This window comes from Streptomyces sp. NPDC051563 (assembly GCF_044454225.1).
Taxonomy (GTDB): Bacteria; Actinomycetota; Actinomycetes; order Streptomycetales; family Streptomycetaceae; genus Streptomyces.
Genome location: NZ_JBITDL010000002.1, coordinates 294,115 through 315,360 on the forward strand (window position 1 = coordinate 294,115; position 21,246 = coordinate 315,360).

The window sequence follows — 21,246 nt, forward strand, 5'->3', positions numbered from 1 at the left end:
GGTCTGCGGGGCTGCTGAGGAGAAATCTACGGATCACGGGCGACCGGAGCATGGTCGTCCTGTCATGGCTGCGTAACAGCGAACACCTGTGTGACCAGCGCGGGAACGCCCTCCGGCGGGCCGCCACGAAGGCGGCCCGCCGGACGGGCGGCGCAGGGCGCGGGTCCGCGCGCCGCGGTGGTGATCAGCCGCGGGAGCGGGCCCTGCGGGCACGGACCGCGAAGGCGGCACCGAGCAGGGCGGCCGCGGAGAGCACTCCGACACCGGCGACTGCGACCGGAGCGGGCGCGCCGCTGCCGGCCTCCGTACCCGGTTCGGTGCCCGCGGCGACCGGCCCCTTCGGGACGACGACCGTCTGCGGCTTGGGCTGCGGCTTCGCCGGGGTGGTGGGCGCCGCCTTGGTGAACACGTAGCTGGTCTTGCACCCCTTGGGGAACGCGGGGAACGCGGCCCGGCCGAACGGGGTGCCACCGCCCTGGGTCTTCCATTCGAGGACCGGCGTGGCGCTGCTGGGGTTCAGGATCCTGGCGATGATGCCCGCCGAGGCGGGCAGCGAGGGGGTGGTGCGGTCCAGAGTGGTCCAGCCGCGCCCGTCGCCGGAGTGGAAGAGGACGACCCTCGGGCCCTTCTCGGTGAGGTACAGCTCGGCCCGCTCGCCCGCGCCCAGCGGCTGTCCGACCGGCCCGACCCGGCAGTCCGTGCTGGCCTGCCCGGCGGGCAGGGGGTAGGACTTGGTGCTCCCGTCCTTGGCGGTGACCACGAGCACGGGGTGGGCACTGGCGGCCTTGGTCAGTTCGAGCGACAGGCCTTCGGCCTTGTCCGCGGGGCCGCTCCGGTCGAGCATCGTCACGACCCGGAACATGTAGTTGTCGCCGGGCTTCCAGCCGGTCCCGACGCTGCGGATCCAGGCCTCGGGCCCCTCCACCTCGTTGCGCAGCACCGCGACCAGGCCCTCGCCGATGTACACGGCCTTGCCCTCGTAGCGGCTGTTGTCGGAGGCAGTGGCGGCGGCCGGGGCCGCTGCCGCGGCTGCCTGCGGGGCGGCGGTGACCGGCGCGGCGAAGGCGGCGCCGGCGGCGGCCGGTATGAGCATCGAGCCCGCGAGGGCGGCGGTGACGGTCGAGGTACGCAGGACGAGGGGCACGGATGTACGCATAACGACTCCTGGAGCGCGGTCGGCGCGGGCGCGCGAGCGGCGCGAAAAGGGACGGACGGTGGAGGAGAGCCGCATGCCGCGTCGGGTCTGTTCGGTCTTTTCGGCCGGGTCAGGAGTGGCGGGCTGCTGATGACGAATCTATGGATCTTGTGCGGTCGGAGGATCCGCCTCCCGTAATGGGCACGTAACGGCCGAACGCGTGTCGGAACGGACGTGTCGATTCCGTCGCTGATGCCCTCGAATCGGCAGAGGGGGGTGACAGGCCGCTACGCGCGTAGATATGCTCATGTGGTGACCATGCCCACCACCCTCACCGCATTCGCTGACGTGACGACGTCCGACAGTGCGCTGCGCCGCTTCCTGCACGGGCTGCCCGGCGTCGACGCTGTCGGCCTGGAGGCCCGCGCGGCCTCCCTCGGCACCCGCTCGATCAAGACGACGGCCAAGGCGTACGCCATCGACCTCGCCATCTCGATGATCGACCTGACGACGCTGGAAGGCGCGGATACCCCGGGCAAGGTCCGGGCGCTCTCCGCCAAGGCAGCCAACCCCGATCCGACCGACCGCACCACGCCCATGACGGCCGCCGTCTGCGTGTACCCCGACATGGTGGCCACCGCCAAGGCCGCCCTGAACGGCGCCGACGTCAAGGTCGCCTCCGTCGCCACCGCCTTCCCGGCCGGCCGCGCGGCCCTGCCCGTCAAGCTCGCCGACACGGCCGACGCCGTGGCCGCCGGCGCCGACGAGATCGACATGGTCATCGACCGTGGCGCCTTCCTCGCCGGCCGCTACCTCGACACCTACGAGCTGATCCGCTCCGTCAAGGAAGCCTGCGTCCGCCCCGACGGCAGCGCGGCCCGGCTCAAGGTGATCTTCGAGACCGGCGAGCTGTCCACGTACGACAACATCCGCCGCGCCTCCTGGATCGGCATGATGGCCGGGGCCGACTTCATCAAGACGTCCACCGGCAAGGTCGGGGTCAACGCGACGCCCGCGAACACGCTCCTCATGCTCGAAGCCGTCCGCGACTTCAAGGCGCAGACTGGAATCCAGATCGGCGTGAAGCCGGCCGGCGGCATCCGGACCACCAAGGACGCGATCAAGTTCCTGGTCCTGGTCAACGAGACCGTGGGCGAGGACTGGCTGTCCAACCACTGGTTCCGTTTCGGAGCCTCCAGCCTGCTCAACGACCTGTTGATGCAGCGCCAGAAGCTGAGCACCGGCCGGTACTCCGGTCCCGACTACGTGACGGTGGACTGATCACCATGGCTTCCGCATTCCAGTACGCACCCGCCCCCGAGTCCCGCTCCGTCGTCGACATCGCGCCCTCCTACGGGCTGTTCATCGACGGCGAGTTCACCGACGCGGCGGACGGCAAGGTCTTCAAGACCGTCTCCCCGGCCTCCGAAGAGGTCCTCGCGGAGATCGCGCAGGCCGGCGCCGCCGATGTGGACCGCGCAGTGAAGGCCGCCCGCAAGGCCTTCGAGAAGTGGTCCGCGCTGCCCGGCTCCGAGCGCGCCAAGTACCTCTTCCGCATCGCCCGGATCATCCAGGAGCGCAGCCGCGAGCTGGCCGTCCTGGAGACCCTCGACAACGGCAAGCCGATCCGGGAGACCCGCGACGCGGACCTCCCGCTCGTCGCCGCGCACTTCTTCTACTACGCGGGCTGGGCCGACAAGCTCGACCACGCGGGCTACGGCGCCAACCCGCGCCCGCTCGGCGTGGCCGGCCAGGTCATCCCGTGGAACTTCCCGCTGATGATGCTCGCGTGGAAGATCGCCCCGGCGCTCGCCACCGGCAACACGGTCGTGCTCAAGCCGGCCCAGACGACCCCGCTCTCGGCGCTCTTCTTCGCGGACATCTGCCGCCAGGCGGGCCTGCCCAAGGGCGTCGTCAACATCCTCACCGGGTACGGGGACGCGGGCGCGGCCCTCGTCGAGCACCCCGACGTGAACAAGGTCGCCTTCACCGGCTCCACCGCCGTCGGCAAGGCCATCGCGCGCCAGGTCGCCGGCACCTCCAAGAAGGTCACCCTGGAGCTGGGCGGCAAGGGCGCCAACATCGTCTTCGACGACGCACCCATCGACCAGGCCGTCGAGGGCATCGTCAGCGGCATCTTCTTCAACCAGGGCCAGGTCTGCTGCGCGGGCTCGCGCCTCCTGGTCCAGGAGTCGATCCACGACGAGCTGATCGACTCGCTCAAGCGCCGGCTGACCACGCTGCGCCTGGGCGACCCGCTCGACAAGAACACCGACATCGGCGCGATCAACTCCGCCGAGCAGCTCGCCCGGATCACCGCCCTCGCGGACACCGGCGAGGCCGAGGGCGCCGAGCGCTGGTCGGCGCCGTGCGAACTGCCGAACGCCGGCTACTGGTTCGCCCCGACGCTCTTCACGAACGTCTCCCAGTCGCACACCGTCGCCCGCGACGAGATCTTCGGCCCGGTGCTGTCCGTGCTGACCTTCCGTACGCCCGACGAGGCCGTCGCCAAGGCCAACAACAGCCAGTACGGCCTGTCCGCCGGCATCTGGACGGAGAAGGGCAGCCGCATCCTCGCGGTCGCCAACAAGCTCCGCGCGGGTGTCGTGTGGGCCAACACGTTCAACAAGTTCGACCCGACCTCGCCGTTCGGCGGCTACAAGGAGTCGGGCTTCGGGCGCGAAGGCGGCCGCCACGGCCTGGAGGGGTACCTCGATGTCTGAGTCGTCGACGCAGGCGCGTCTGAGCGTCTTCAAGACCTACAAGCTGTACGTCGGGGGCAAGTTCCCCCGCTCCGAGAGCGGCCGGGTGTACGAGGTGACTGACTCGAAGGGCAAGTGGCTGGCCAACGCCCCGCTGTCCTCCCGCAAGGACGCCCGTGACGCGGTCGTCGCCGCCCGCAAGGCCTTCGGCGGCTGGTCGGGCGCCACCGCGTACAACCGCGGCCAGATCCTCTACCGCGTCGCCGAGATGCTGGAGGGCCGCCGCGAGCAGTTCGTCCGCGAGGTCGGCGAGGCCGAGGGCCTGTCCAAGACGAAGGCCGCGGCCGTCGTCGACGCGGCGATCGACCGCTGGGTCTGGTACGCGGGCTGGACCGACAAGATCGGCCAGATCGTGGGCGGGGCCAACCCGGTCGCGGGCCCGTACTTCAACCTCTCCACCCCCGAGCCGACCGGTGTGGTCACGGTCGTCGCCCCGCAGGACTCGTCCTTCCTCGGACTGGTCTCCGTGATCGCCCCGGTGATCGCCACGGGCAACACCGCCGTCGTGATCGCCTCGGAGAAGGCCCCGCTGCCCGCGCTCTCCCTCGGCGAGGTGCTGGCCACCTCCGACCTCCCCGGCGGCGTGGTCAACATCCTGTCCGGCAAGGCGGCCGAGATGGGCCCGCACCTGGCGTCCCACCAGGACGTCAACGCGATCGACCTGGCGGGCGCCGACGAGGCGCTGGCCAAGGAGCTGGAGATCGCGGCCGCGGACAACCTCAAGCGCGTCCTGCGTCCACAGCCTGTGGACGACTGGAGCGCGGACCCGGGCACGACGCGCATGACGGCGTTCCTGGAGACCAAGACCGTCTGGCACCCGACCGGGTCGCTGGGCGCGGGCGGGTCCTCCTACTAGAGGCCCACCCCCGAAGACGGGCCCCGGCAGCGTCCCCCGCGCCGCCGGGGCCTCTTCATGCCCTACGGGAGCTACTTGCCGCCCGCCAGGGGGCCCAGCAGGGACGATGCCGCGGCGGTGGGCAGCTCACCGACCGACGGCCCCTGGGTCAGGATGCCCGTCACCATGCCGGTGCCGACGGAGGGGAAATCCGCGACCTGGGTGGCGACGCCGTTGTCGAGGGGATCCACGCCGGTGTGGGCCAGGGGGTTCACCTTGAGGTTCGAGATCGGGTTGGAGACCCCCGCGAGGGCCGCCGGAACATCGAGCTCGCCCGCCTGGGCGCCGCCGGCGGCCATCGCGAGGGCCGCACCGGCCATCGAGAGGCTCAGGCCCGCGCTGCGCAGCGCCTTGGGGTGGGGGACTTTGGGGGCTGCGTGACGTGCCATGGGTTCCCGCCTGTGGGCTCGTGTGGGTAAGTGGTCGTGCGCGCACGCAGCGTAGCGAGACGGGATGGTTCACCGGTATCCGGACCTGGGTGCCATCACCCGTTCGAGGTTATCCCCGGGGCATCGCAGGAAGGCGACGCACCATGACGTTACTTTCCAGGCATGACGACAACGACCGAAGCCGAGGAGCTCGGGTACGCCCGGTTCACCTTCCGGCTCCGCGTGTCGTCGACCGCCCTCGCCAAGCTGTCGGGTGAGTGGGCGCGGTGCAGATGGGTTTGGAACGAATGCACGGCCCGGTCGAAGAAGGGCCACGTCGAGGGCGAGAAATGCGGCCCCGCCCGGCTGGACAGGATGCTGACCGAGGTACGCAGCCACAACACCTGGTTGAGTATCGGCAGCAGTGTTCCGCAGCAGCAACTGATACGCGATTTCGGGAAGTCCCGGGCCAAAGCCCTGAGGGATATCAAGGCCGGCTTGCCGATGCGGCAGCGGGCCGGGATGCCCACGTACAAGAAGAAGCATGCGGCCGACCCGACCCTCAACTACACCCGCCGCGGGTTCCGCATCAGGGACGGCCGGCTCCATCTCGCCGGCGGCATCACACTGACCGTGGTGTGGTCCCGTGATCTCCCGGCGGACCCGTCGTCGGTGCGTGTCTTCCGCGATGGTCTTGGGCACTGGTACGCCTCGTTCGTCGTCCCGGCCGTAGCTCACCCGCTGCCCGCGACGGGGGCGGTGATCGGGATCGATTGGGGCGTGAAGGAGACTGCGACCACCACCAGCGACGCCCACGACCTCTCCCACGCCGGGCATGGCAAGAAAGCCGCCGCCGGGCTCGCCCGCTATCAGCGGATGATGGCCCGCCGGAAACCGGCGAAGGGACAACCGGGTCGAGGGGCTACCGTGCGGCGAAGAAGCTGACCGCGAAACTCCACAAGAAGGTAGCCCGGCAACGCCAGGACACCGCCCGCAAGTGGGCCAAGGCCGTGGTCCGCGACCACGACGCTCTCGCCGTGGAGGATTTCAGGCCCAAGTTCCTCGCCAAATCCACCATGGCGCGGAAAGCAGCCGACGCGGCGATCTCCGCCACCAAGCACGAGCTGATCAACATGGCGCGCAAGCACCAGCGCCTCCTCTACCTGGTGCACCCGTCGCACACCACCATGGACTGCGGACGGTGCGGAGCGAGAGCCAAGCACGCACTGCCGCTGTCGGAACGCACGTACACGTGCACCGGGTGTGGAGCCGTCTCTCCCCGAGACAAGAACTCCGCACATGTGATGCTCGTCCGGGCAGGTCTCGACCCGGCCGGCGCTGATCGTGGAAGACCTGCCGGCCCGCCGGGCCGCCAGGCTGCGTGAGCCGGGAATCCCCCGCCTTTTGTCTTTGGGAGGGGGAGGAGTCAAACTGTTGTTCCGTGAGCTGTTCCTCTCCTTTGCCTACGCGTGTCGTCCTGCTGACCGGGCCCTCGGGCTCCGGCAAGTCCTCGCTGGCGGCCCGTTCCGGGCTGCCCGTCCTGCGCCTCGACGACTTCTACAAGGACGGCGACGACCCGACCCTCCCGTGCGTCGAGGGCAGCGCCGACATCGACTGGGACTCCCCGCTGTCCTGGGACGCGGAAGCGGCCGTGGCCGCGATCGCCGCGCTGTGCGCGGCCGGGCGGACCGAAGTCCCCGTCTACGACATCGCGACCTCCTCGCGGACCGGTACGGAGTCGCTGGACATCGGGCGCACCCCGCTGTTCATCGCCGAGGGGATCTTCGCGGCGGACGTCGTCATGCGGTGCCAGGAGCTGGGGCTGCTGGCGGACGCGATCTGTCTGCGCGGGCGGCCCAGCACCACCTTCCGGCGGCGCCTCGCCCGTGATCTGCGCGAGGGGCGCAAGTCCGTGCCGATGCTCTTGCGGCGGGGGTGGCGGCTGATGCGGGCCGAGCGGGGGATCGTGGCGCGGCACACCGCGCTGGGCGCTCACGCGTGCGCTCGTGACGAGGCGCTCGGGCGGCTTGCCGCCGCCGCGGCCGGGCGGCACCGGGCTCCGGTGTCCGTGTAGCCGTCGCCTGCCGGAGCCGGAGCCGGAGCCGGAGCCGGAGCCGGAGCCGGAGCCGGGCGGGCCCTGCGGGGCTCGTCCCCTACCCGCCCTTCCACCGTTCCCCGGGGCTCCGCCCCAGAGCCCGCGCCTCAAACGCCGGCGAGGCTGGATGTGGCTGATGCGGCCCCACGCCAAAGGGCGGGACCGTACGGACCCCCGTCCGTTCGGTCCCGCCCTTTGCCCCCGTGGCCCCCGTCCCACCCCCGCAGGACGGGCCCCCTGGCCCTTTGGTCTGGTGGAGGCCGCCTTACGCGACCAGGTCCTCGAAGGACTCCGCCTCGTCGCGGCCGAAGCTCAGGGCCTCGTCCTCGCGCATGCGGCGCAGGGAGCGCCAGATGCTCGACTTCACCGTGCCGACGCTGATGCCGAGGATCTCGGCGATCTCCGGGTCCGTGCGGCCCTCGTAGTAGCGGAGCACCAGCATCGTGCGCTGCGGCTCCGGGATGCGGGTGAGCGCCTGCCACAGCACGGCGCGCAGCTCCGTACCGCCCATGGCGTCCGTGTCCGAGGCCGTCTCCGGCAGTTCTTCGGTCGGGTACTCGTTGAGCTTGCGCCGGCGCCAGGCGCTGATGTGCAGGTTCGTCATCGTGCGGCGCAGGTACCCGCCGACGGCGGCCTTGTCGCTGATGCGGTCCCAGGCGCGGTACGTGGAGAACAGCGCGGTCTGCAGCAGGTCCTCGGCCTCGTAGCGGTCACCGGTCAGGTGGAAGGCCGTCGCGTAGAGGGCGGCCCGCCGCTCCTGGACGTACGCCGTGAACTCGGCCTCGTTGGAGGAGTCCGGGACGTCCGCGGAGCCCGGCGTGCGCTGGGCGGGGACGGAGGGGCGCTCGTAGGTCTTCGCGTCGATGGCCACCACGTGCGCCGGCCGCCGGGAAGGGGCCGTCGCCGTACGGATTGCCGTGCGGCGGTTCACATCGTGCAGCCGCGTGACAACCGCGCTGGTGTTGATGCTGTGCAGCGTGTTCATCTCGCGCCCCCCGTCGTGGAGTCTGTCTGGTCCGTTGCCAAGAAGACTGCCCGCCCGAGATAACCGGGGTGTCCGCCGACTGTCACAGGCCTGTCACAGGGACCCGGGGGAGTCGTGTTCGGATTGAAGGCGCAGGGCGGTCGAAGTCCCGAGGGGCGATGGGACAGAATGAGCCCGTGCCTTTCCTGTTGCTCATCGAGGACGACGACGCCATCCGCACGGCCCTCGAACTCTCCCTGACTCGCCAGGGCCACCGTGTGGCCACCGCGGCGACGGGCGAGGACGGCCTCAAACTGCTGCGCGAGCAGCGGCCCGATCTGATCGTGCTCGACGTCATGCTGCCCGGCATCGACGGCTTCGAGGTGTGCCGGCGCGTCCGGCGCACCGACCAGCTGCCGATCATCCTGCTCACCGCGCGCAACGACGACATCGACGTGGTCGTCGGCCTGGAGTCGGGAGCCGACGACTACGTCGTCAAGCCCGTCCAGGGGCGGGTGCTCGACGCCCGCATCCGGGCCGTGCTGCGCCGCGGTGAACGCGAGGCCACCGATTCCGCCGTCTTCGGCTCGCTGGTCATCGACCGCAACGCCATGACGGTGACCAAGAACGGCGAGGACCTCCAGCTCACCCCGACCGAGCTGCGGCTGCTCCTGGAGCTCAGCCGCCGGCCCGGCCAGGCGCTCTCCCGCCAGCAGCTGCTGCGCCTGGTGTGGGAGCACGACTACCTCGGCGACTCGCGCCTCGTCGACGCCTGCGTACAGCGGCTGCGCGCCAAGGTCGAGGAAGTGCCCTCCTCGCCCACCCTGATCCGTACCGTGCGGGGCGTCGGCTACCGACTGGACTCCCCGCAGTGATCAGAGCCCTGTTCGCGGGCCGGCGCTGGACCAGCCTGCGGCTGCGGCTCCTCGTCGTGTTCGCACTGGTCGCGCTGACGGCCGCCGTGTCCGCCTCCGGGATCGCGTACTGGCTCAATCGCGAGGCCGTCCTGACCCGGACCCAGGACGCCGCCCTCGGCGACTTCCGGCAGGAGATGCAGAACCGGGCCGCGGCACTGCCCGCCGACCCGACGCAGGAGGAGCTGCAGCACACCGCCGAGATGATGGCGGGCAGCAGCCCCGGCTACAGCGTGCTGCTGGTGGACGAGAAGGGCGGCCGCAAGGTGTCCGGTTCGGCCGGTCCCGACGCCTTCTCCCTGGACGACGTACCCAAGTCGCTCCAGCACGCCGTGGACGACCGGCAGAAGACCACCTCGGCCGACGACGCCGCGTACCACGTGTACTGGCAGCGGACGAAGCCGGACGGGAACCCCTACCTGGTCGGCGGCACCCGGATCGTGGGCGGCGGCCCGACCGGCTACATGTACAAGTCCCTCGCCCAGGAGCGCGACGACCTCAACGCCCTGGCCTGGTCGCTGACCATCGCCACCGGGCTCGCGCTGCTCGGCTCGGCGCTGCTCGCGCAGGCCGCGGCCCGTACGGTGCTGCGGCCCGTGCAGCGGCTCGGCGACGCGGCGCGGCGGCTCGGCGAAGGGGAGCTGGACCACCGGCTGGAGGTGTCGGGGACGGACGAACTCGCCGACCTGGCGCACACCTTCAACAAGACGGCGGAGGCGCTGGAGAAGAAGGTCGCCGACATGAGCGCGCGGGAGGAGTCCAGCCGGCGGTTCGTCGCGGACATGTCCCACGAACTGCGCACGCCGCTCACGGCGTTGACGGCGGTCGCCGAGGTGCTGGAGGACGAGGTCGAGTTCCTGGACCCGATGATCGCACCGGCGGTGGGCCTGGTCGTGAGCGAGACCAGGCGGCTGAACGACCTCGTGGAGAACCTCATGGAGGTCACCCGCTTCGACGCGGGAACGGCGCGGCTGGTGCTGGACGACGTGGACGTCGCCGACCAGGTGACGGCGTGCATCGACACGCGGGCGTGGCTGGACGCGGTCGAACTCGACGCGGAGCGCGGGATCGTGGCGCGGCTCGACCCGCGCCGGCTCGACGTGATCCTGGCCAACCTGATCGGCAACGCCCTCAAGCACGGCGGATCGCCGGTCCGGGTATCCATCCGGGTGGAGGGGGACTGGCTGGTCATCGCCGTACGGGACAACGGGCCGGGCATCCCCGAGGCCGTACTGCCGCACGTCTTCGACCGGTTCTACAAGGCGAGCGCTTCGCGGCCGAAGTCCGACGGCAGCGGGCTGGGCCTGTCCATCGCGATGGAGAACGCGCACATCCACGGCGGCGACATCACCGCGGAGAACGGGGCGGAGGGCGGCGCGCTGTTCACGCTGCGGCTGCCGGTGGACGTGGGGAAGGTGATCGCCGGTGACGACGACGAGGCGTAGAACGGCCGCCGCGGCCCTGGGCCTGGTGTCCCTGGGCCTCCTGGCGGGCTGCGGGATCCGGGCGACCACCGTGCCGGTGGACGTGGGCGCGGCCCCCTCGCGGGTCTCGTGCAAGACCCCGACCGGCACGGCCGCCGGAACGGGCGGGGTGCACGGCATCCGGGCCACGGTGGAACTGGTCTGCGGGGCGCAGCTGGTGGGCGTCCAGAAGATGGTGCCGGTGCCGGAGAAGCAGCCCGCGCGGGACGCGGCGGTGTCCGTGACCCAGGCCCTGCTGGAGGCGCTCCAGCGCGAGCCGTCGGAGGAGGAGCGGGAGGCCGGCTTCACGTCGGAGGTCCCGGCCACGCTGACGGCTTCGGCGCCCCGGCCGGGGGATCCGGCCGGCACGGTACGGCTGAGCCGCAAGCCCGAGGACCTGCCTCCGGTGGCCCTGTCGCAGCTGGTGTGCACGCTCGCGGAGAGCGACGCGGTGTCGGCGGGGGCGGGCCCGGTGGTGCTCGGCGGTCCCGACGCGGATCCGCCGCGGGCCTGGGAGTGCACGGACGCCGTCCGCTCCCGTCCGGAGTCGGTCGCGACCCTGGGCGACGTGGTCCGGCCGACGGCGAGCCCGGCGCCGAGTCCGTCGGCTTCCTGACGCCCTGCGCGGACGGCCCCCCGAGCCTGGGCTCGGGGGGCCGTCGCATGCCTGGCGCGCGAAGGATCAGATGCCGGCCGCGGCCGCCAGGTCCTTCTTGATCGCGTCGAGGACTTCCTGGCCGCGGGCGCGGGCCGGGAGCAGGTCCGAGGCTTCCGCCACCGGGACCACGACCTCCAGGTAGCACTTCAGCTTGGGCTCCGTGCCGGACGGGCGGACGATCACCCGGGCCTTGTAGTCGCCCTCCAGGTAGTAGCGCAGCCCGTCCGTGGGCGGCAGGGTCGCGGTGCCCCGGTTGAGGTCCTCCGCCGAGGTGACCCGCAGGCCCGCCAGCGAGGCCGGGGGCTCCGCGCGCAGCGCCGCCATCGCCGAGGCGATGACCGACAGGTCCTCCACCCGGACCGACAGCTGGTCGGTGGCGTGCAGACCGTGCTCCATGGCCAGGTCGTCGAGCAGGTCGGTCAGGGTCCGGCCCTGCTCCTTGAGCTCGGAGGCCAGCTCGGCGACGAGCAGGGCGGCCGTGACGCCGTCCTTGTCGCGGACGCCCTCGGGGTCCACGCAGTAGCCGAGCGCCTCCTCGTACCCGTAGCGCAGGCCCTCGACGCGGGAGATCCACTTGAAGCCCGTCAGGGTCTCCTCGTAGCCGACGCCCGCGGCCTCCGCGATCCGCCCGAGGAGGGAGGAGGAGACGATGGACTCGGCGAAGACGCCCCGCGCCCCCTTGTGCACAAGGTGGGCGGCGAGCAGCGCGCCGACCTCGTCGCCGCGCAGCATCCGCCAGCCGGCGGCCGAGGCCTCGTCCGGGACGGCCACCGCGCAGCGGTCGGCGTCCGGGTCGTTCGCGATGATGATGTCGGGATTCGCCCGGGCGGCCGTCGCGAAGGACAGGTCCATCGCGCCCGGCTCCTCCGGGTTGGGGAAGGCCACCGTCGGGAAGGCCGGGTCCGGCTCCGCCTGCTCGGCCACCAGGACCGGGGCGGGGAAGCCGGCGCGGGCGAAGGCGGCCAGGACGACGTCCTTGCCGACGCCGTGCATGGCGGTGTAGACGGTCCGCACGCTCCGGGGGGAACCGGGAGTCAGGACGGCGTCCGTGCGCGCCAGGTAGGCCTCCAGGACCTCGTCGCCGAGGTCCTGCCAGCCGTCCTCGGCCCGCGGTACGTCGGCCAGCGCGGCGATCGCGTCGATCTGCGCGGCGATCTCCGCATCGGCCGGGGAGACGATCTGCGAACCGTCGCCGAGGTAGACCTTGTAGCCGTTGTCCCGGGGCGGGTTGTGGCTCGCGGTCACCTCGACGCCCGCGACGGCGCCCAGGTGCCTTATGGCGTACGCGAGGACGGGCGTCGGCAGCGGGCGGGGCAGGACGGCGGCGCGCAGTCCGGCGCCGGTCATCACGGCGGCGGTGTCGCGGGCGAAGTCGGCCGACTTGTAGCGCGCGTCGTAGCCGACGACGACCAGGCCGCCGGCGTGGCCCCGGGCCTTGAGGTAGGCGGCGAGGCCCGCCGCGGCGCGGATCACCACGTTGCGGTTCATCCGCATCGGGCCCGCGCCCAGCTCGCCGCGGAGTCCGGCGGTGCCGAACTGCAGCATGCCGGAGAAGCGGTCCGCGAGCTCGGCCGTGTCCCCGGCTTCGATGAGCTTCGCGAGCTCCCCGGCCGTCTCCGGGTCCGGGTCCTCGGCCAGCCAGGCCCGGGCCCGCGCGATCAGATCGTCCTGCACTACTTCCGCCTTACCTCTCGTACCGTTCGTACCGTCGGTCGTCCGGTCCTGCGGGCGTCCCCGTTGCCCGGTCGCCCGGTGCGTCGTTCAGATCCGGGCGAGGACCTGGGTCAGCAGCGTGCCCATGCGCGCGGCCGAGTCGCGGCCGGCCTGGAGCACCTCTTCGTGGTTCAGCGGCTCGCCGGAGAGGCCGGCCGCCAGGTTGGTGACCAGCGAGATCCCGAGCACCTCGGCGCCGGCCTCGCGGGCTGCGATGGCCTCCAGCACGGTGGACATGCCGACCAGGTCGGCGCCCATGACGCGGATCATGTTGATCTCGGCCGGGGTCTCGTAGTGCGGGCCGGGGAACTGCACGTAGACGCCCTCTTCGAGGGTCTCGTCGATCTCCTTGCACATCGCGCGCAGGCGCGGCGAGTACAGGTCGGTCAGGTCCACGAAGTTCGCGCCGACGATCGGCGAGGTGGCCGTCAGGTTGAGGTGGTCGCTGATCAGGACCGGCTGGCCGGGCTTCATGCCCTCGCGCAGGCCGCCGCAGCCGTTGGTCAGGACGATGGTCTTGCAGCCGGCGGCGACGGCCGTGCGCACGCCGTGGGCGACGGCGGCGACGCCGCGGCCCTCGTAGTAGTGGGTCCGGCCGAGGAAGAGCAGCGCGCGCTTGTCGCCGATCTTGTACGAGCGGATCTTGCCGCCGTGGCCCTCGACGGCGGGGGGCGGGAAGCCGGGCAGCTCGGTGACCGGGAACTCGGCCTCGGGTGCGCCGAGAGCCTCCGCGGCGGGGGCCCAGCCGGAGCCCATCACGAGGGCGACGTCGTGGGTCTCGGCGCCGGTCAGCTCGCGCAGGCGGGCGGCGGCGGCGTCGGCGGCGGCGAAGGGGTCGGTAACAGATGCGTTCACGCAGAAGAGCGTAGCCGCTCTTCGCCTACGCGCGTAGATGGCGCCGCTCACGGTATTCGGATCGTTGCTTTGTCGTTTCCGACCAATTGTCCCGGGCGGGCGTACGGGGGATCCGGCGGCCCCGGCTCAGCAGGGGCGCTTGCGCAGTTCCATCACGTAGTCGTGCGGGGCACCCGCGGATTCGGCCGCGTCGGCGAGTTCGCCCAGGTAGCGGGCGGAGGGCAGGCCGCCCTCGTAGCCGTTGAGCACGTACACCCAGGCCGCTTCCTCGCCGTCCAGCGTGTGCACGCGCACCCGCATGCGGCGGTAGATGTCGAGCCCGACGCCCTCCCAGCGGTCCATGGAGTCCTCGTCGAGCGGGGCCACGTCGTACAGCGCGACGAAGACCTGGTGGCGCGGAGCTTCGACGATCGTTGCCAGCGCGCCCTCCCAGCCCATCTGCTCGCCGCCGAAGGTCAGCCGCCAGTCGTTGATCCAGCCCGTGCCGCGCAGCGGCGAATGCGGAGCGCGGCGCGTCATCAGCCGCGGGTCGAGGTTGCCGGCGTACGCGGCGTAGAGCGACATGTGGTCGAGGGTACGGGAGGGGCGGCCCCGGCAGCGCTCCCGGCCGCGCAAGGGCCCCGCGTCCCGGATGGTGGGACCGGGCGTGAAGCACCTTGATGCGTGCGGGACAATGACGTACGGAATGCATCCCCCGGGGAGACCCCCCGGAAGCCCCGGCCGGGGCGGCAGCCGGCCGGGTAGACGTGAGGCGGAGTTTTCGTGACCCGGATCGTGATCATCGGCGGCGGACCCGGCGGGTATGAGGCGGCCCTCGTGGGGGCCCAGCTCGGCGCGGAGGTGACCGTCGTGGACTGCGACGGTCTGGGCGGCGCGTCGGTGCTCACCGACTGCGTGCCCTCCAAGACTCTCATCGCGACCGCAGAGGTCATGACGACCTTCGACTCGTCGTACGAGGAGCTCGGGATCGTCGTCGCGGACGACACCCCGCACATCGAACAGGCCGCGCGCGTCGTCGGCGTGGACCTCGGCAAGGTGAACCGGCGCGTCAAGCGCCTGGCGCTCGCCCAGTCGCACGACATCACCGCCTCCGTCACCCGGGCCGGTGCCCGCGTCGTACGGGGCCGCGCCAAGCTCGGCGGCCCGCAGGGCATCGACGGCACGCGGGACGTCATCGTCACGGCGGCCGACGGCTCCGAGACGATCCTCACCGCCGATGCCGTGCTCATCGCGACCGGCGGCCACCCCCGCGAGATCCCCGACGCGATGCCCGACGGCGAGCGGATCCTGAACTGGACCCAGGTCTACGACCTCGAAGAGCTCCCCGAGGAGCTCATCGTGGTCGGCTCCGGCGTGACCGGCGCCGAGTTCGCCGGCGCCTACCAGGCCCTCGGCTCCCGGGTGACCCTCGTGTCCTCCCGCGACCGCGTCCTGCCCGGCGAGGACCCGGACGCCGCCGCCGTACTGGAGGACGTCTTCCGGCGCCGCGGCATGAACGTCATCGGCCGCTCCCGCGCCGAGTCGGCCAAGCGGGTCGGCGACCGGGTCGAGGTCACCCTCTCCGACGGCCGGGTCATCAGCGGCACGCACTGCCTGATGGCGGTCGGCGCGATCCCGAACACGAGCAACATGAACCTGGAGGAGTCCGGGGTCAAGCTCAAGGAGTCCGGTCACATCTGGACCGACAAGGTCTCGCGCACCTCCTCGCCCGGCGTGTACGCGGCCGGCGACGTGACCGGGATCTTCGCCCTCGCCTCGGTGGCCGCCATGCAGGGGCGCATCGCGATGTACCACTTCCTCGGCGACGCGGTGGCCCCGCTGAACCTGAAGACGGTCTCCTCCAACGTCTTCACCGACCCCGAGATCGCCACCGTCGGCTACACCCAGGCCGACGTGGACTCCGGCAAGATCGACGCCCGCTGCGTGAAACTCCCGCTGCTGCGCAACCCGCGCGCCAAGATGCAGGGCATCCGGGACGGCTTCGTGAAGCTGTTCTGCCGCCCGGGCACCGGCATCGTGGTGGGCGGCGTGGTCGTCTCCCCGCGCGCGAGCGAGCTCATCCACCCCATCTCGATCGCCGTGGACAACAACTTGACGGTCGAGCAGATCGCAAACGCGTTCACCGTGTACCCCTCGTTGTCCGGTTCGATCGCCGAGGTCGCCCGCCAGCTGCACACGCGCAAGGCCTCGGGCGAGGTGTAAATACCGATAACGGCCCTTGTGCGCAAGGGCTTTGGAGTGGGTGGCCGGCCCGCCGCGGAGCAGGTGCGCGGCGGGCCGACCGCGTATACCACTAGTTGCCCTACGGTATGGACAACTTCGGAATTCCGGCGCAAAGAGCTGAAAGCAGATGGTCGTTGGGGTTACTGTCAGTTTCGTGTTCGCTGCAGAACGTCGCCAATTGATCCTCGAAATGGTGCGGGCCAACGGAGCGGTATCGCTCCGGGAGCTCGCCCGCGTCGTCCAGACCTCCGAAGTGACCGTACGGCGGGACGTGCGGGCACTGGAGGCAGAAGGACTCCTCGACCGCCGGCACGGCGGTGCGGTACTGCCGGGCGGTTTCACGCGTGAATCCGGCTTTCCGCAAAAGTCCCATCTCGCGACGGCGGAGAAGACCGCCATCGCCGATGTCGCGGCCGGACTCGTCGAAGAAGGCGAGGCCGTGGTCGTCGGCGCCGGCACCACCACCCAGGAGCTGGCCCGCCGGCTCGCCCGGGTGCCCGGACTCACGGTCGTCACCAACTCGCTGCTCGTCGCACAGGCGCTGGCCCACGCGAACCGCGTGGAAGTGGTGATGACCGGCGGAACCCTGCGCGGGTCCAACTACGCGCTGGTCGGCAGCGGTGCCGAGCAGTCCCTCCAGGGGCTGCGGGTCTCGCGGGCCTTCCTGTCCGGCAGCGGCCTCACCGCCGAACGCGGGCTGTCCACCTCCAACATGCTCTCCGCGAGCGTGGACCGGGCGCTGGTGCAGGCCGCGGCGGAGGTGGTGGTCCTGGCCGACCACACGAAGCTCGGGACGGACACCATGTTCCAGACCGTGCCCACCGATGTGATCACCCGTCTGGTGACGGACGAGCCGCCCGCGCACGACGACCGGGCCGGTACGGAACTGCAGGCGCTGGCGGACCAGGGCGTGCAGATCACCGTGGCCGGAGCCAGTGCCTCCGGCGGCGGGGAGCCGATGGCCGGCCGCCGCCCGCGCCGGGAGTCGCCGCTCCCGGTCCAGCGCCGGGGCGGCCCGACGGCCCAGCTGCGCAGCGCGGCCCCGCCGTTGCACGAGCAGCAGGCGGAGCGGGCGCGGGTCGCGGACATGCGGCGCCGGTAGCAGGGCACGGCACCGTTGCCGGGGACCACCAGTCCCCGGACCCCCCTGCTCCTCAAGCGCCGGGGGCTGGAAAGACCGCCTCAAACGCCGGCGGGGCTGGATGCGTCCAGCCCCGCCGGCGATTGAGGAGCGGGGCCCGGGGCGTGAGCCCCGGAACCCCGGTCGGAGTGCGTCAGTCCTTGATCTCGCAGATCACCGCGCCCGAGGTGAGGGAGGCGCCGACCTCGGCCGCGAGGCCGACGACGGTGCCCGAGCGGTGGGCGTTCAGGGGCTGTTCCATCTTCATGGCCTCGAGGACGACGATCAGGTCGCCCTCGTTGACCTGCTGGCCCTCCTCGACCGCGACCTTCACGATCGTGCCCTGCATGGGCGAGGCCAGGGTGTCGCCGGAGGCGGCCGGGCCGGACTTCTTGGCCGCGCGGCGCTTGGGCTTCGCGCCGCCCGCGGCCGCGGTACGGGCCAGGGTCATGCCCAGCGAGGACGGGAGGGAGACCTCCAGGCGCTTGCCGCCGACCTCGACGACCACGGTCTCGCGGCCCGGCTCGTCCTCGGAGTCCTCCGCGGCGGGAACCACGAACGCCGGGATCTCGTTGACGAACTCGGTCTCGATCCAGCGGGTGTGGATCGTGAACGGGTCGGCCGTGAAGGCGGGGTCGACGACGACCGCGCGGTGGAACGGGATGGCCGTGGCCATGCCCTCCACCTCGAACTCGGCCAGCGCGCGCGCCGCCCGCTGCAGGGCCTGCTCGCGCGTGGCACCCGTGACGATGAGCTTGGCGAGCAGGGAGTCCCACGCCGGGCCGATGACCGAGCCGGACTCGACGCCCGCGTCCAGGCGGACGCCCGGGCCGGTCGGCGGGGCGAACCTGGTGACGGTGCCGGGGGCCGGCAGGAAGCCGCGGCCCGGGTCCTCGCCGTTGATGCGGAACTCGAAGGAGTGGCCACGCAGGACCGGGTCCCCGTAGCCGAGCTCCTCGCCGTCCGCGATGCGGAACATCTCGCGGACCAGGTCGAGGCCGGTGACCTCTTCGGTGACCGGGTGCTCGACCTGCAGGCGGGTGTTGACCTCCAGGAAGGAGATCAGGCCGTCGGCGGAGACCAGGAACTCGACCGTGCCGGCACCGACGTAGCCGGCCTCCTTCAGGATCGCCTTCGACGCCGCGTACAGCTCGGCGTTCTGGGCCTCGGTCAGGAACGGCGCCGGGGCCTCCTCCACCAGCTTCTGGTGGCGGCGCTGCAGCGAGCAGTCGCGGGTGGAGACGACGACCACGTTGCCGTGGGAGTCGGCCAGGCACTGGGTCTCCACGTGCCGCGGCTTGTCGAGGTACTGCTCGACGAAGCACTCGCCGCGGCCGAAGGCGGCGACGGCCTCGCGCACGGCGGAGTCGTAGAGCTCCGGGATCTCCTCGATGTTGCGGGCGACCTTCAGACCGCGACCGCCGCCGCCGAAGGCGGCCTTGATCGCGATGGGCAGGCCGTGCTCCTTGGCGAAGTCGACGACCTCGTCCGAGCCGGAGACCGGGTCCGGCGTGCCGGCGACCAGCGGAGCGCCGGCACGCAGCGCGATGTGACGGGCGGCGACCTTGTCGCCGAGGTCGCGGATGGCCTGCGGCGGCGGGCCGATCCAGATCAGGCCCGCGTCGATGACGGCCTGCGCGAATTCGGCGTTCTCGGAAAGGAAGCCGTATCCGGGATGGATGGCGTCCGCACCGGAGTCGGCTGCGGCCTGCAGGATCTTGGAGATGTCCAAGTAGCTCGCGGCCGGGGTGTCACCGCCCAACGCGAACGCTTCGTCGGCCGCGCGGACGTGCAGAGCGTCCCGGTCCGGGTCGGCGTAGACGGCTACGCTCGCGATCCCGGCATCCCGGCAGGCCCGAGCAACGCGGACTGCGATTTCGCCACGGTTGGCGATGAGCACCTTGCGCACGATGGCTCCCTCCTTGAAACAAGCTGAGTTTAGGGACAGCCCACACGGCCTTTCGACCCTTCCCCGGTGGTGACCTTGCCCACACGGACTGTGATCCGAGTCGATCTCGAGTCGATGAAACCCTTGTGGCGCCCCATGTCAGGGGGATCCCCGACTGCACAGTAACCCTGTCGTGTGTCCGGGGTCTCTGTCCGCCGGGTCAGCGGGCCGGGGTGATTCTTTGTCGAATCCCTACGAACGGCCCATGCACCGCCCGCACGGGCGCGGTGTCGCCGCCGGGGCGTCGCCCGGCGGCGGCCCGACCGTAACGAAGCGGCCCCGGCCCCTTGTCCCGAGGTTTACCCGTTAGTAGCCTCCAGGCGTCGAACGGGCTTGTGCATGCGGGGTGGGGGCGTCGTGGCTGGTGTGAGTGGCGTGGGTGGCTCGGGACTGCGGAGATCCGTGGCCGGAGCGACCGCGGTCGTACTCGTCGTGGAGGCGGCGGTGCTCGGCTTCGTCCACCTCGTCCTCGGCCGGACCACCGAGAACCAGTCGATGTCCATCGCGGGCGCCGATCCGGATGTCATGTCCAAGGCAACCTACGCGCTGGGCGCCGGCATGGCCGTGTTCCTGCTCGCCTGCGCGGTATTCCTCGTCCTCGCCGCCGCCCGCGACCGGGCCCCGGGCGCCTTCGCGCGCGTGCTCCTCGTCAGCGCGGCCGTCATCCACGGGCTGCTCGGCGCCCTCGTCGTCGGCCTGGTGGGCTGGGGCGCCTTCGTGGTGCTGATGCTGATCCTGTGCCTGCTGGTGCTGAGCCTGACGCTCTACGCGGCCAAGGGCGCGGGCGGGGCCGCGGAGGGCTCGGGCGGCACCGCGGAGGGCTCCAGCGGGCCCGCGGACGGCTCCGGCGGACCCGAGGACGGCTTCGGCGGGCCCGCGGACAGCGTCGGCGGGCCCGGCGACGGACCCGACGGGCGGCCCGGGATCCGGGACGCGGCGCCGGGCCACCCGCTCGCCGACTTCGGGGACTTCGGCAAGCGCGGGGACGTCAAGCCCACAAGTCCGTGATGGACACGCCCAGTTCGGCCAGCAGCGAGCGCAGCAGCGGCAGGGAGATCCCGATCACGTTGCCGTGATCCCCGTCGATGCCCTCGATGAACGGAGCCGACAGCCCGTCCAGGGTGAACGCCCCCGCCACGTGCAGCGGTTCCCCGCTCGCCACGTACGCCGCCACCTCCGCGTCCGTCGGCTCGCCGAAGCGGACCGTCGTCGAGGCCGTGGCCGAAACCCGGCGGCCGCTCGCCGTGTCGATCACGCAGTGCCCGGTGCGCAGCACCCCGGCGCGCCCGCGCATGGACTTCCAGCGCGCCGTGGCCTCCGCGGAGTCCGCCGGCTTGCCCAGCGCCTCGCCGTCCAGCTCCAGAACGGAGTCGCAGCCGATCACCAGGGCGCCCGCGGCCTCGTCCAGGGCGGCCACGACGGCCGCCTTCGCCTCGGCCAGCGCGAGCGCCAGCTCGGCGGGGGAATCGGCGGTCAGGGCGTCCTCGTCGAAGCCGCTCACGATCACGTGCGGGGCGAGCCCGGCCTGCCGCAGCAGGTTCAGCCGGGCGGGCGAAGCGGAGGCGAGGACCAGGGCGTGGCGGGGGGCAGCAGTCATGCCTGCCATCGTAGGGGCGGCCGGCCCGCGGCCCGGCGGGGGCTCAGAATCCGCCCACGCCCAGTACGTACACCACGACGACCATCGCGATGACGACGATCACCGTCATCCGCCGGACCATCGCCGCGGCGTCGCGCATGTCCTTCGGCGGCTCGTTCTTCGGGTCTGACCAGAGCATGCTCCGATCCTGGCCCCGAGCACTCCGGTGGCGCCTGAGTACGGGTACTCAGGCGCCACCGGCAGTTCACGCCATCTTCATGACTCCATATGACGCCATCGTCATGACGGCCGCATCTACGCGGGCCAGTACGTTACGCGGGCCAGTACGTACGGCCCCACGCGGCCGGCCCCGGGCGCGGCAGGGTCCGCCGGGCCACCCGGCCCGGCGCCGCCCACGCGTCGCTCACCCGCGCTGCGCCCGACGGCTCCGACGCGAGGGCCGCCGCGCGCGCTCGGACCACCGCCAGTGCGGCGGCCAGCTCCTCGGGGGTCGGGTTCCCCTTGACGACCTTGATCACCACTGTGAGCTCCTCGTG

20 protein-coding genes and 1 pseudogene are annotated in these 21,246 nt (G+C 71.8%); 11 read left to right on the forward strand and 10 right to left on the reverse strand.

Features of this window, described 5'->3' with window-relative positions; translation table 11 throughout:
- Positions 1-184 precede the first annotated feature (184 nt).
- Entirely contained in the window at positions 185-1,156 is a 972-nt protein-coding gene (locus tag ACIA8F_RS03565) for a hypothetical protein (protein WP_399376485.1), read from the reverse strand.
- Between the two features lie 297 nt (positions 1,157-1,453).
- Here ACIA8F_RS03565 and deoC point away from each other — a divergent pair, with 297 nt between their 5' ends.
- The 3 genes from deoC to ACIA8F_RS03580 are packed head-to-tail and all read left to right on the forward strand — an operon-like array spanning position 1,454 to position 4,753.
- The gene (gene deoC / locus ACIA8F_RS03570; protein WP_250746380.1) at positions 1,454-2,416 is read left to right on the forward strand and encodes a deoxyribose-phosphate aldolase; all 963 of its coding nucleotides are present in this window, start codon (positions 1,454-1,456) and stop codon (positions 2,414-2,416) included.
- Between the two features lie 5 nt (positions 2,417-2,421).
- Positions 2,422-3,858, forward strand: a complete 1,437-nt coding sequence (locus tag ACIA8F_RS03575; RefSeq protein WP_399376486.1) for an aldehyde dehydrogenase family protein — start codon at positions 2,422-2,424, stop codon at positions 3,856-3,858.
- Positions 3,851-4,753, forward strand: a complete 903-nt coding sequence (locus ACIA8F_RS03580; protein ID WP_399376487.1) for an aldehyde dehydrogenase family protein — start codon at positions 3,851-3,853, stop codon at positions 4,751-4,753. The genes ACIA8F_RS03575 and ACIA8F_RS03580 overlap by 8 nt, the downstream gene beginning before the upstream one ends.
- A gap of 71 nt (positions 4,754-4,824) precedes the next feature.
- Here ACIA8F_RS03580 and ACIA8F_RS03585 read toward each other — a convergent pair whose 3' ends face one another.
- Positions 4,825-5,181, reverse strand: a complete 357-nt coding sequence (locus ACIA8F_RS03585; protein ID WP_399376488.1) for a hypothetical protein — start codon at positions 5,179-5,181, stop codon at positions 4,825-4,827.
- Between the two features lie 162 nt (positions 5,182-5,343).
- On the opposite strand from ACIA8F_RS03585, the pseudogene ACIA8F_RS03590 reads away from it, so the two are divergent.
- Both ACIA8F_RS03590 and ACIA8F_RS03595 read left to right on the forward strand, forming a co-directional pair.
- Positions 5,344-6,545: pseudogene (locus tag ACIA8F_RS03590) on the forward strand (RNA-guided endonuclease InsQ/TnpB family protein).
- Between the two features lie 74 nt (positions 6,546-6,619).
- The gene (locus ACIA8F_RS03595) at positions 6,620-7,234 is read left to right on the forward strand and encodes a uridine kinase (protein WP_399376489.1); all 615 of its coding nucleotides are present in this window, start codon (positions 6,620-6,622) and stop codon (positions 7,232-7,234) included.
- A 286-nt stretch (positions 7,235-7,520) separates the two neighbouring features.
- Here the strand turns inward: ACIA8F_RS03595 and ACIA8F_RS03600 are convergent, their stop codons facing one another.
- Complete coding sequence (locus ACIA8F_RS03600) at positions 7,521-8,240, reverse strand: SigE family RNA polymerase sigma factor (RefSeq protein WP_399376490.1); 720 nt, start codon at positions 8,238-8,240, stop codon at positions 7,521-7,523.
- 176 nt (positions 8,241-8,416) lie between these two features.
- Between ACIA8F_RS03600 and afsQ1 the strand changes: the two genes are divergently transcribed.
- The 3 genes from afsQ1 to ACIA8F_RS03615 are packed head-to-tail and all read left to right on the forward strand — an operon-like array spanning position 8,417 to position 11,212.
- Complete coding sequence (afsQ1, locus tag ACIA8F_RS03605) at positions 8,417-9,094, forward strand: two-component system response regulator AfsQ1 (protein ID WP_250746240.1); 678 nt, start codon at positions 8,417-8,419, stop codon at positions 9,092-9,094.
- A complete protein-coding gene (locus tag ACIA8F_RS03610; protein WP_399376638.1) occupies positions 8,992-10,578 on the forward strand; it encodes an ATP-binding protein in 1,587 nt (528 codons plus the stop codon). The genes afsQ1 and ACIA8F_RS03610 overlap by 103 nt, the downstream gene beginning before the upstream one ends.
- Positions 10,559-11,212, forward strand: coding sequence for a hypothetical protein (locus ACIA8F_RS03615; RefSeq protein ID WP_399376492.1), 654 nt, complete (start codon positions 10,559-10,561; stop codon positions 11,210-11,212). The genes ACIA8F_RS03610 and ACIA8F_RS03615 overlap by 20 nt, the downstream gene beginning before the upstream one ends.
- 66 nt (positions 11,213-11,278) lie before the next feature.
- Here the strand turns inward: ACIA8F_RS03615 and ACIA8F_RS03620 are convergent, their stop codons facing one another.
- From ACIA8F_RS03620 to ACIA8F_RS03630, 3 genes are all read right to left on the reverse strand, one after another.
- A complete protein-coding gene (locus ACIA8F_RS03620; RefSeq protein ID WP_399376493.1) occupies positions 11,279-12,928 on the reverse strand; it encodes a phospho-sugar mutase in 1,650 nt (549 codons plus the stop codon).
- A gap of 87 nt (positions 12,929-13,015) precedes the next feature.
- A complete protein-coding gene (locus ACIA8F_RS03625) occupies positions 13,016-13,822 on the reverse strand; it encodes a purine-nucleoside phosphorylase (RefSeq protein WP_399376494.1) in 807 nt (268 codons plus the stop codon).
- A 126-nt stretch (positions 13,823-13,948) separates the two neighbouring features.
- Positions 13,949-14,386 (reverse strand): gamma-glutamylcyclotransferase, encoded by a 438-nt coding sequence (locus tag ACIA8F_RS03630; protein ID WP_112449900.1) that lies wholly within the window; start codon positions 14,384-14,386, stop codon positions 13,949-13,951.
- A 198-nt stretch (positions 14,387-14,584) separates the two neighbouring features.
- On the opposite strand from ACIA8F_RS03630, the gene ACIA8F_RS03635 reads away from it, so the two are divergent.
- Both ACIA8F_RS03635 and ACIA8F_RS03640 read left to right on the forward strand, forming a co-directional pair.
- Positions 14,585-16,024, forward strand: a complete 1,440-nt coding sequence (locus tag ACIA8F_RS03635) for an NAD(P)H-quinone dehydrogenase (protein ID WP_399376496.1) — start codon at positions 14,585-14,587, stop codon at positions 16,022-16,024.
- Between the two features lie 175 nt (positions 16,025-16,199).
- Entirely contained in the window at positions 16,200-17,147 is a 948-nt protein-coding gene (locus ACIA8F_RS03640; RefSeq protein WP_399376497.1) for a DeoR/GlpR family DNA-binding transcription regulator, read from the forward strand.
- Between the two features lie 172 nt (positions 17,148-17,319).
- Here the strand turns inward: ACIA8F_RS03640 and ACIA8F_RS03645 are convergent, their stop codons facing one another.
- Positions 17,320-19,074 carry an acetyl/propionyl/methylcrotonyl-CoA carboxylase subunit alpha gene (locus tag ACIA8F_RS03645; protein WP_399376498.1) on the reverse strand — a complete coding sequence of 585 codons (1,755 nt, stop codon included), beginning with the start codon at positions 19,072-19,074 and terminating at the stop codon, positions 17,320-17,322.
- Positions 19,075-19,515: 441 nt separating this feature from the next.
- Here ACIA8F_RS03645 and ACIA8F_RS03650 point away from each other — a divergent pair, with 441 nt between their 5' ends.
- A complete protein-coding gene (locus tag ACIA8F_RS03650) occupies positions 19,516-20,121 on the forward strand; it encodes a hypothetical protein (protein WP_399376500.1) in 606 nt (201 codons plus the stop codon).
- Here ACIA8F_RS03650 and ACIA8F_RS03655 read toward each other — a convergent pair.
- From ACIA8F_RS03655 to ACIA8F_RS03665, 3 genes are all read right to left on the reverse strand, one after another.
- Positions 20,102-20,710, reverse strand: coding sequence for a Maf family protein (locus ACIA8F_RS03655; RefSeq protein ID WP_399376501.1), 609 nt, complete (start codon positions 20,708-20,710; stop codon positions 20,102-20,104). The two genes, ACIA8F_RS03650 and ACIA8F_RS03655, sit on opposite strands and share 20 nt — an antisense overlap.
- A gap of 43 nt (positions 20,711-20,753) precedes the next feature.
- Entirely contained in the window at positions 20,754-20,888 is a 135-nt protein-coding gene (mmpB, locus tag ACIA8F_RS03660) for a morphogenic membrane protein MmpB (RefSeq protein WP_279346700.1), read from the reverse strand.
- A 133-nt stretch (positions 20,889-21,021) separates the two neighbouring features.
- On the reverse strand, positions 21,022-21,231 hold the full coding sequence (locus tag ACIA8F_RS03665) for an acyl-CoA carboxylase epsilon subunit (RefSeq protein WP_399376502.1): 210 nt from the start codon (positions 21,229-21,231) through the stop codon (positions 21,022-21,024).
- Between the last annotated feature and the right edge of the window lie 15 nt (positions 21,232-21,246).

What these genes read in the sequence shown, in the direction of transcription:
- ACIA8F_RS03655 (WP_399376501.1), bottom strand. Translation starts at nt 20,710, where the DNA reads ATGACTGCTGCCCCCCGCCACGCCCTGGTCCTCGCCTCCGCTTCGCCC.
- ACIA8F_RS03600 (WP_399376490.1), bottom strand. Translation starts at nt 8,240, where the DNA reads ATGAACACGCTGCACAGCATCAACACCAGCGCGGTTGTCACGCGGCTG.
- ACIA8F_RS03585 (WP_399376488.1), bottom strand. Translation starts at nt 5,181, where the DNA reads ATGGCACGTCACGCAGCCCCCAAAGTCCCCCACCCCAAGGCGCTGCGC.
- ACIA8F_RS03630 (WP_112449900.1), bottom strand. Translation starts at nt 14,386, where the DNA reads ATGTCGCTCTACGCCGCGTACGCCGGCAACCTCGACCCGCGGCTGATG.
- mmpB (WP_279346700.1), bottom strand. Translation starts at nt 20,888, where the DNA reads ATGCTCTGGTCAGACCCGAAGAACGAGCCGCCGAAGGACATGCGCGAC.
- deoC (WP_250746380.1), top strand. Translation starts at nt 1,454, where the DNA reads ATGCCCACCACCCTCACCGCATTCGCTGACGTGACGACGTCCGACAGT.
- ACIA8F_RS03565 (WP_399376485.1), bottom strand. Translation starts at nt 1,156, where the DNA reads ATGCGTACATCCGTGCCCCTCGTCCTGCGTACCTCGACCGTCACCGCC.
- ACIA8F_RS03580 (WP_399376487.1), top strand. Translation starts at nt 3,851, where the DNA reads ATGTCTGAGTCGTCGACGCAGGCGCGTCTGAGCGTCTTCAAGACCTAC.
- ACIA8F_RS03575 (WP_399376486.1), top strand. Translation starts at nt 2,422, where the DNA reads ATGGCTTCCGCATTCCAGTACGCACCCGCCCCCGAGTCCCGCTCCGTC.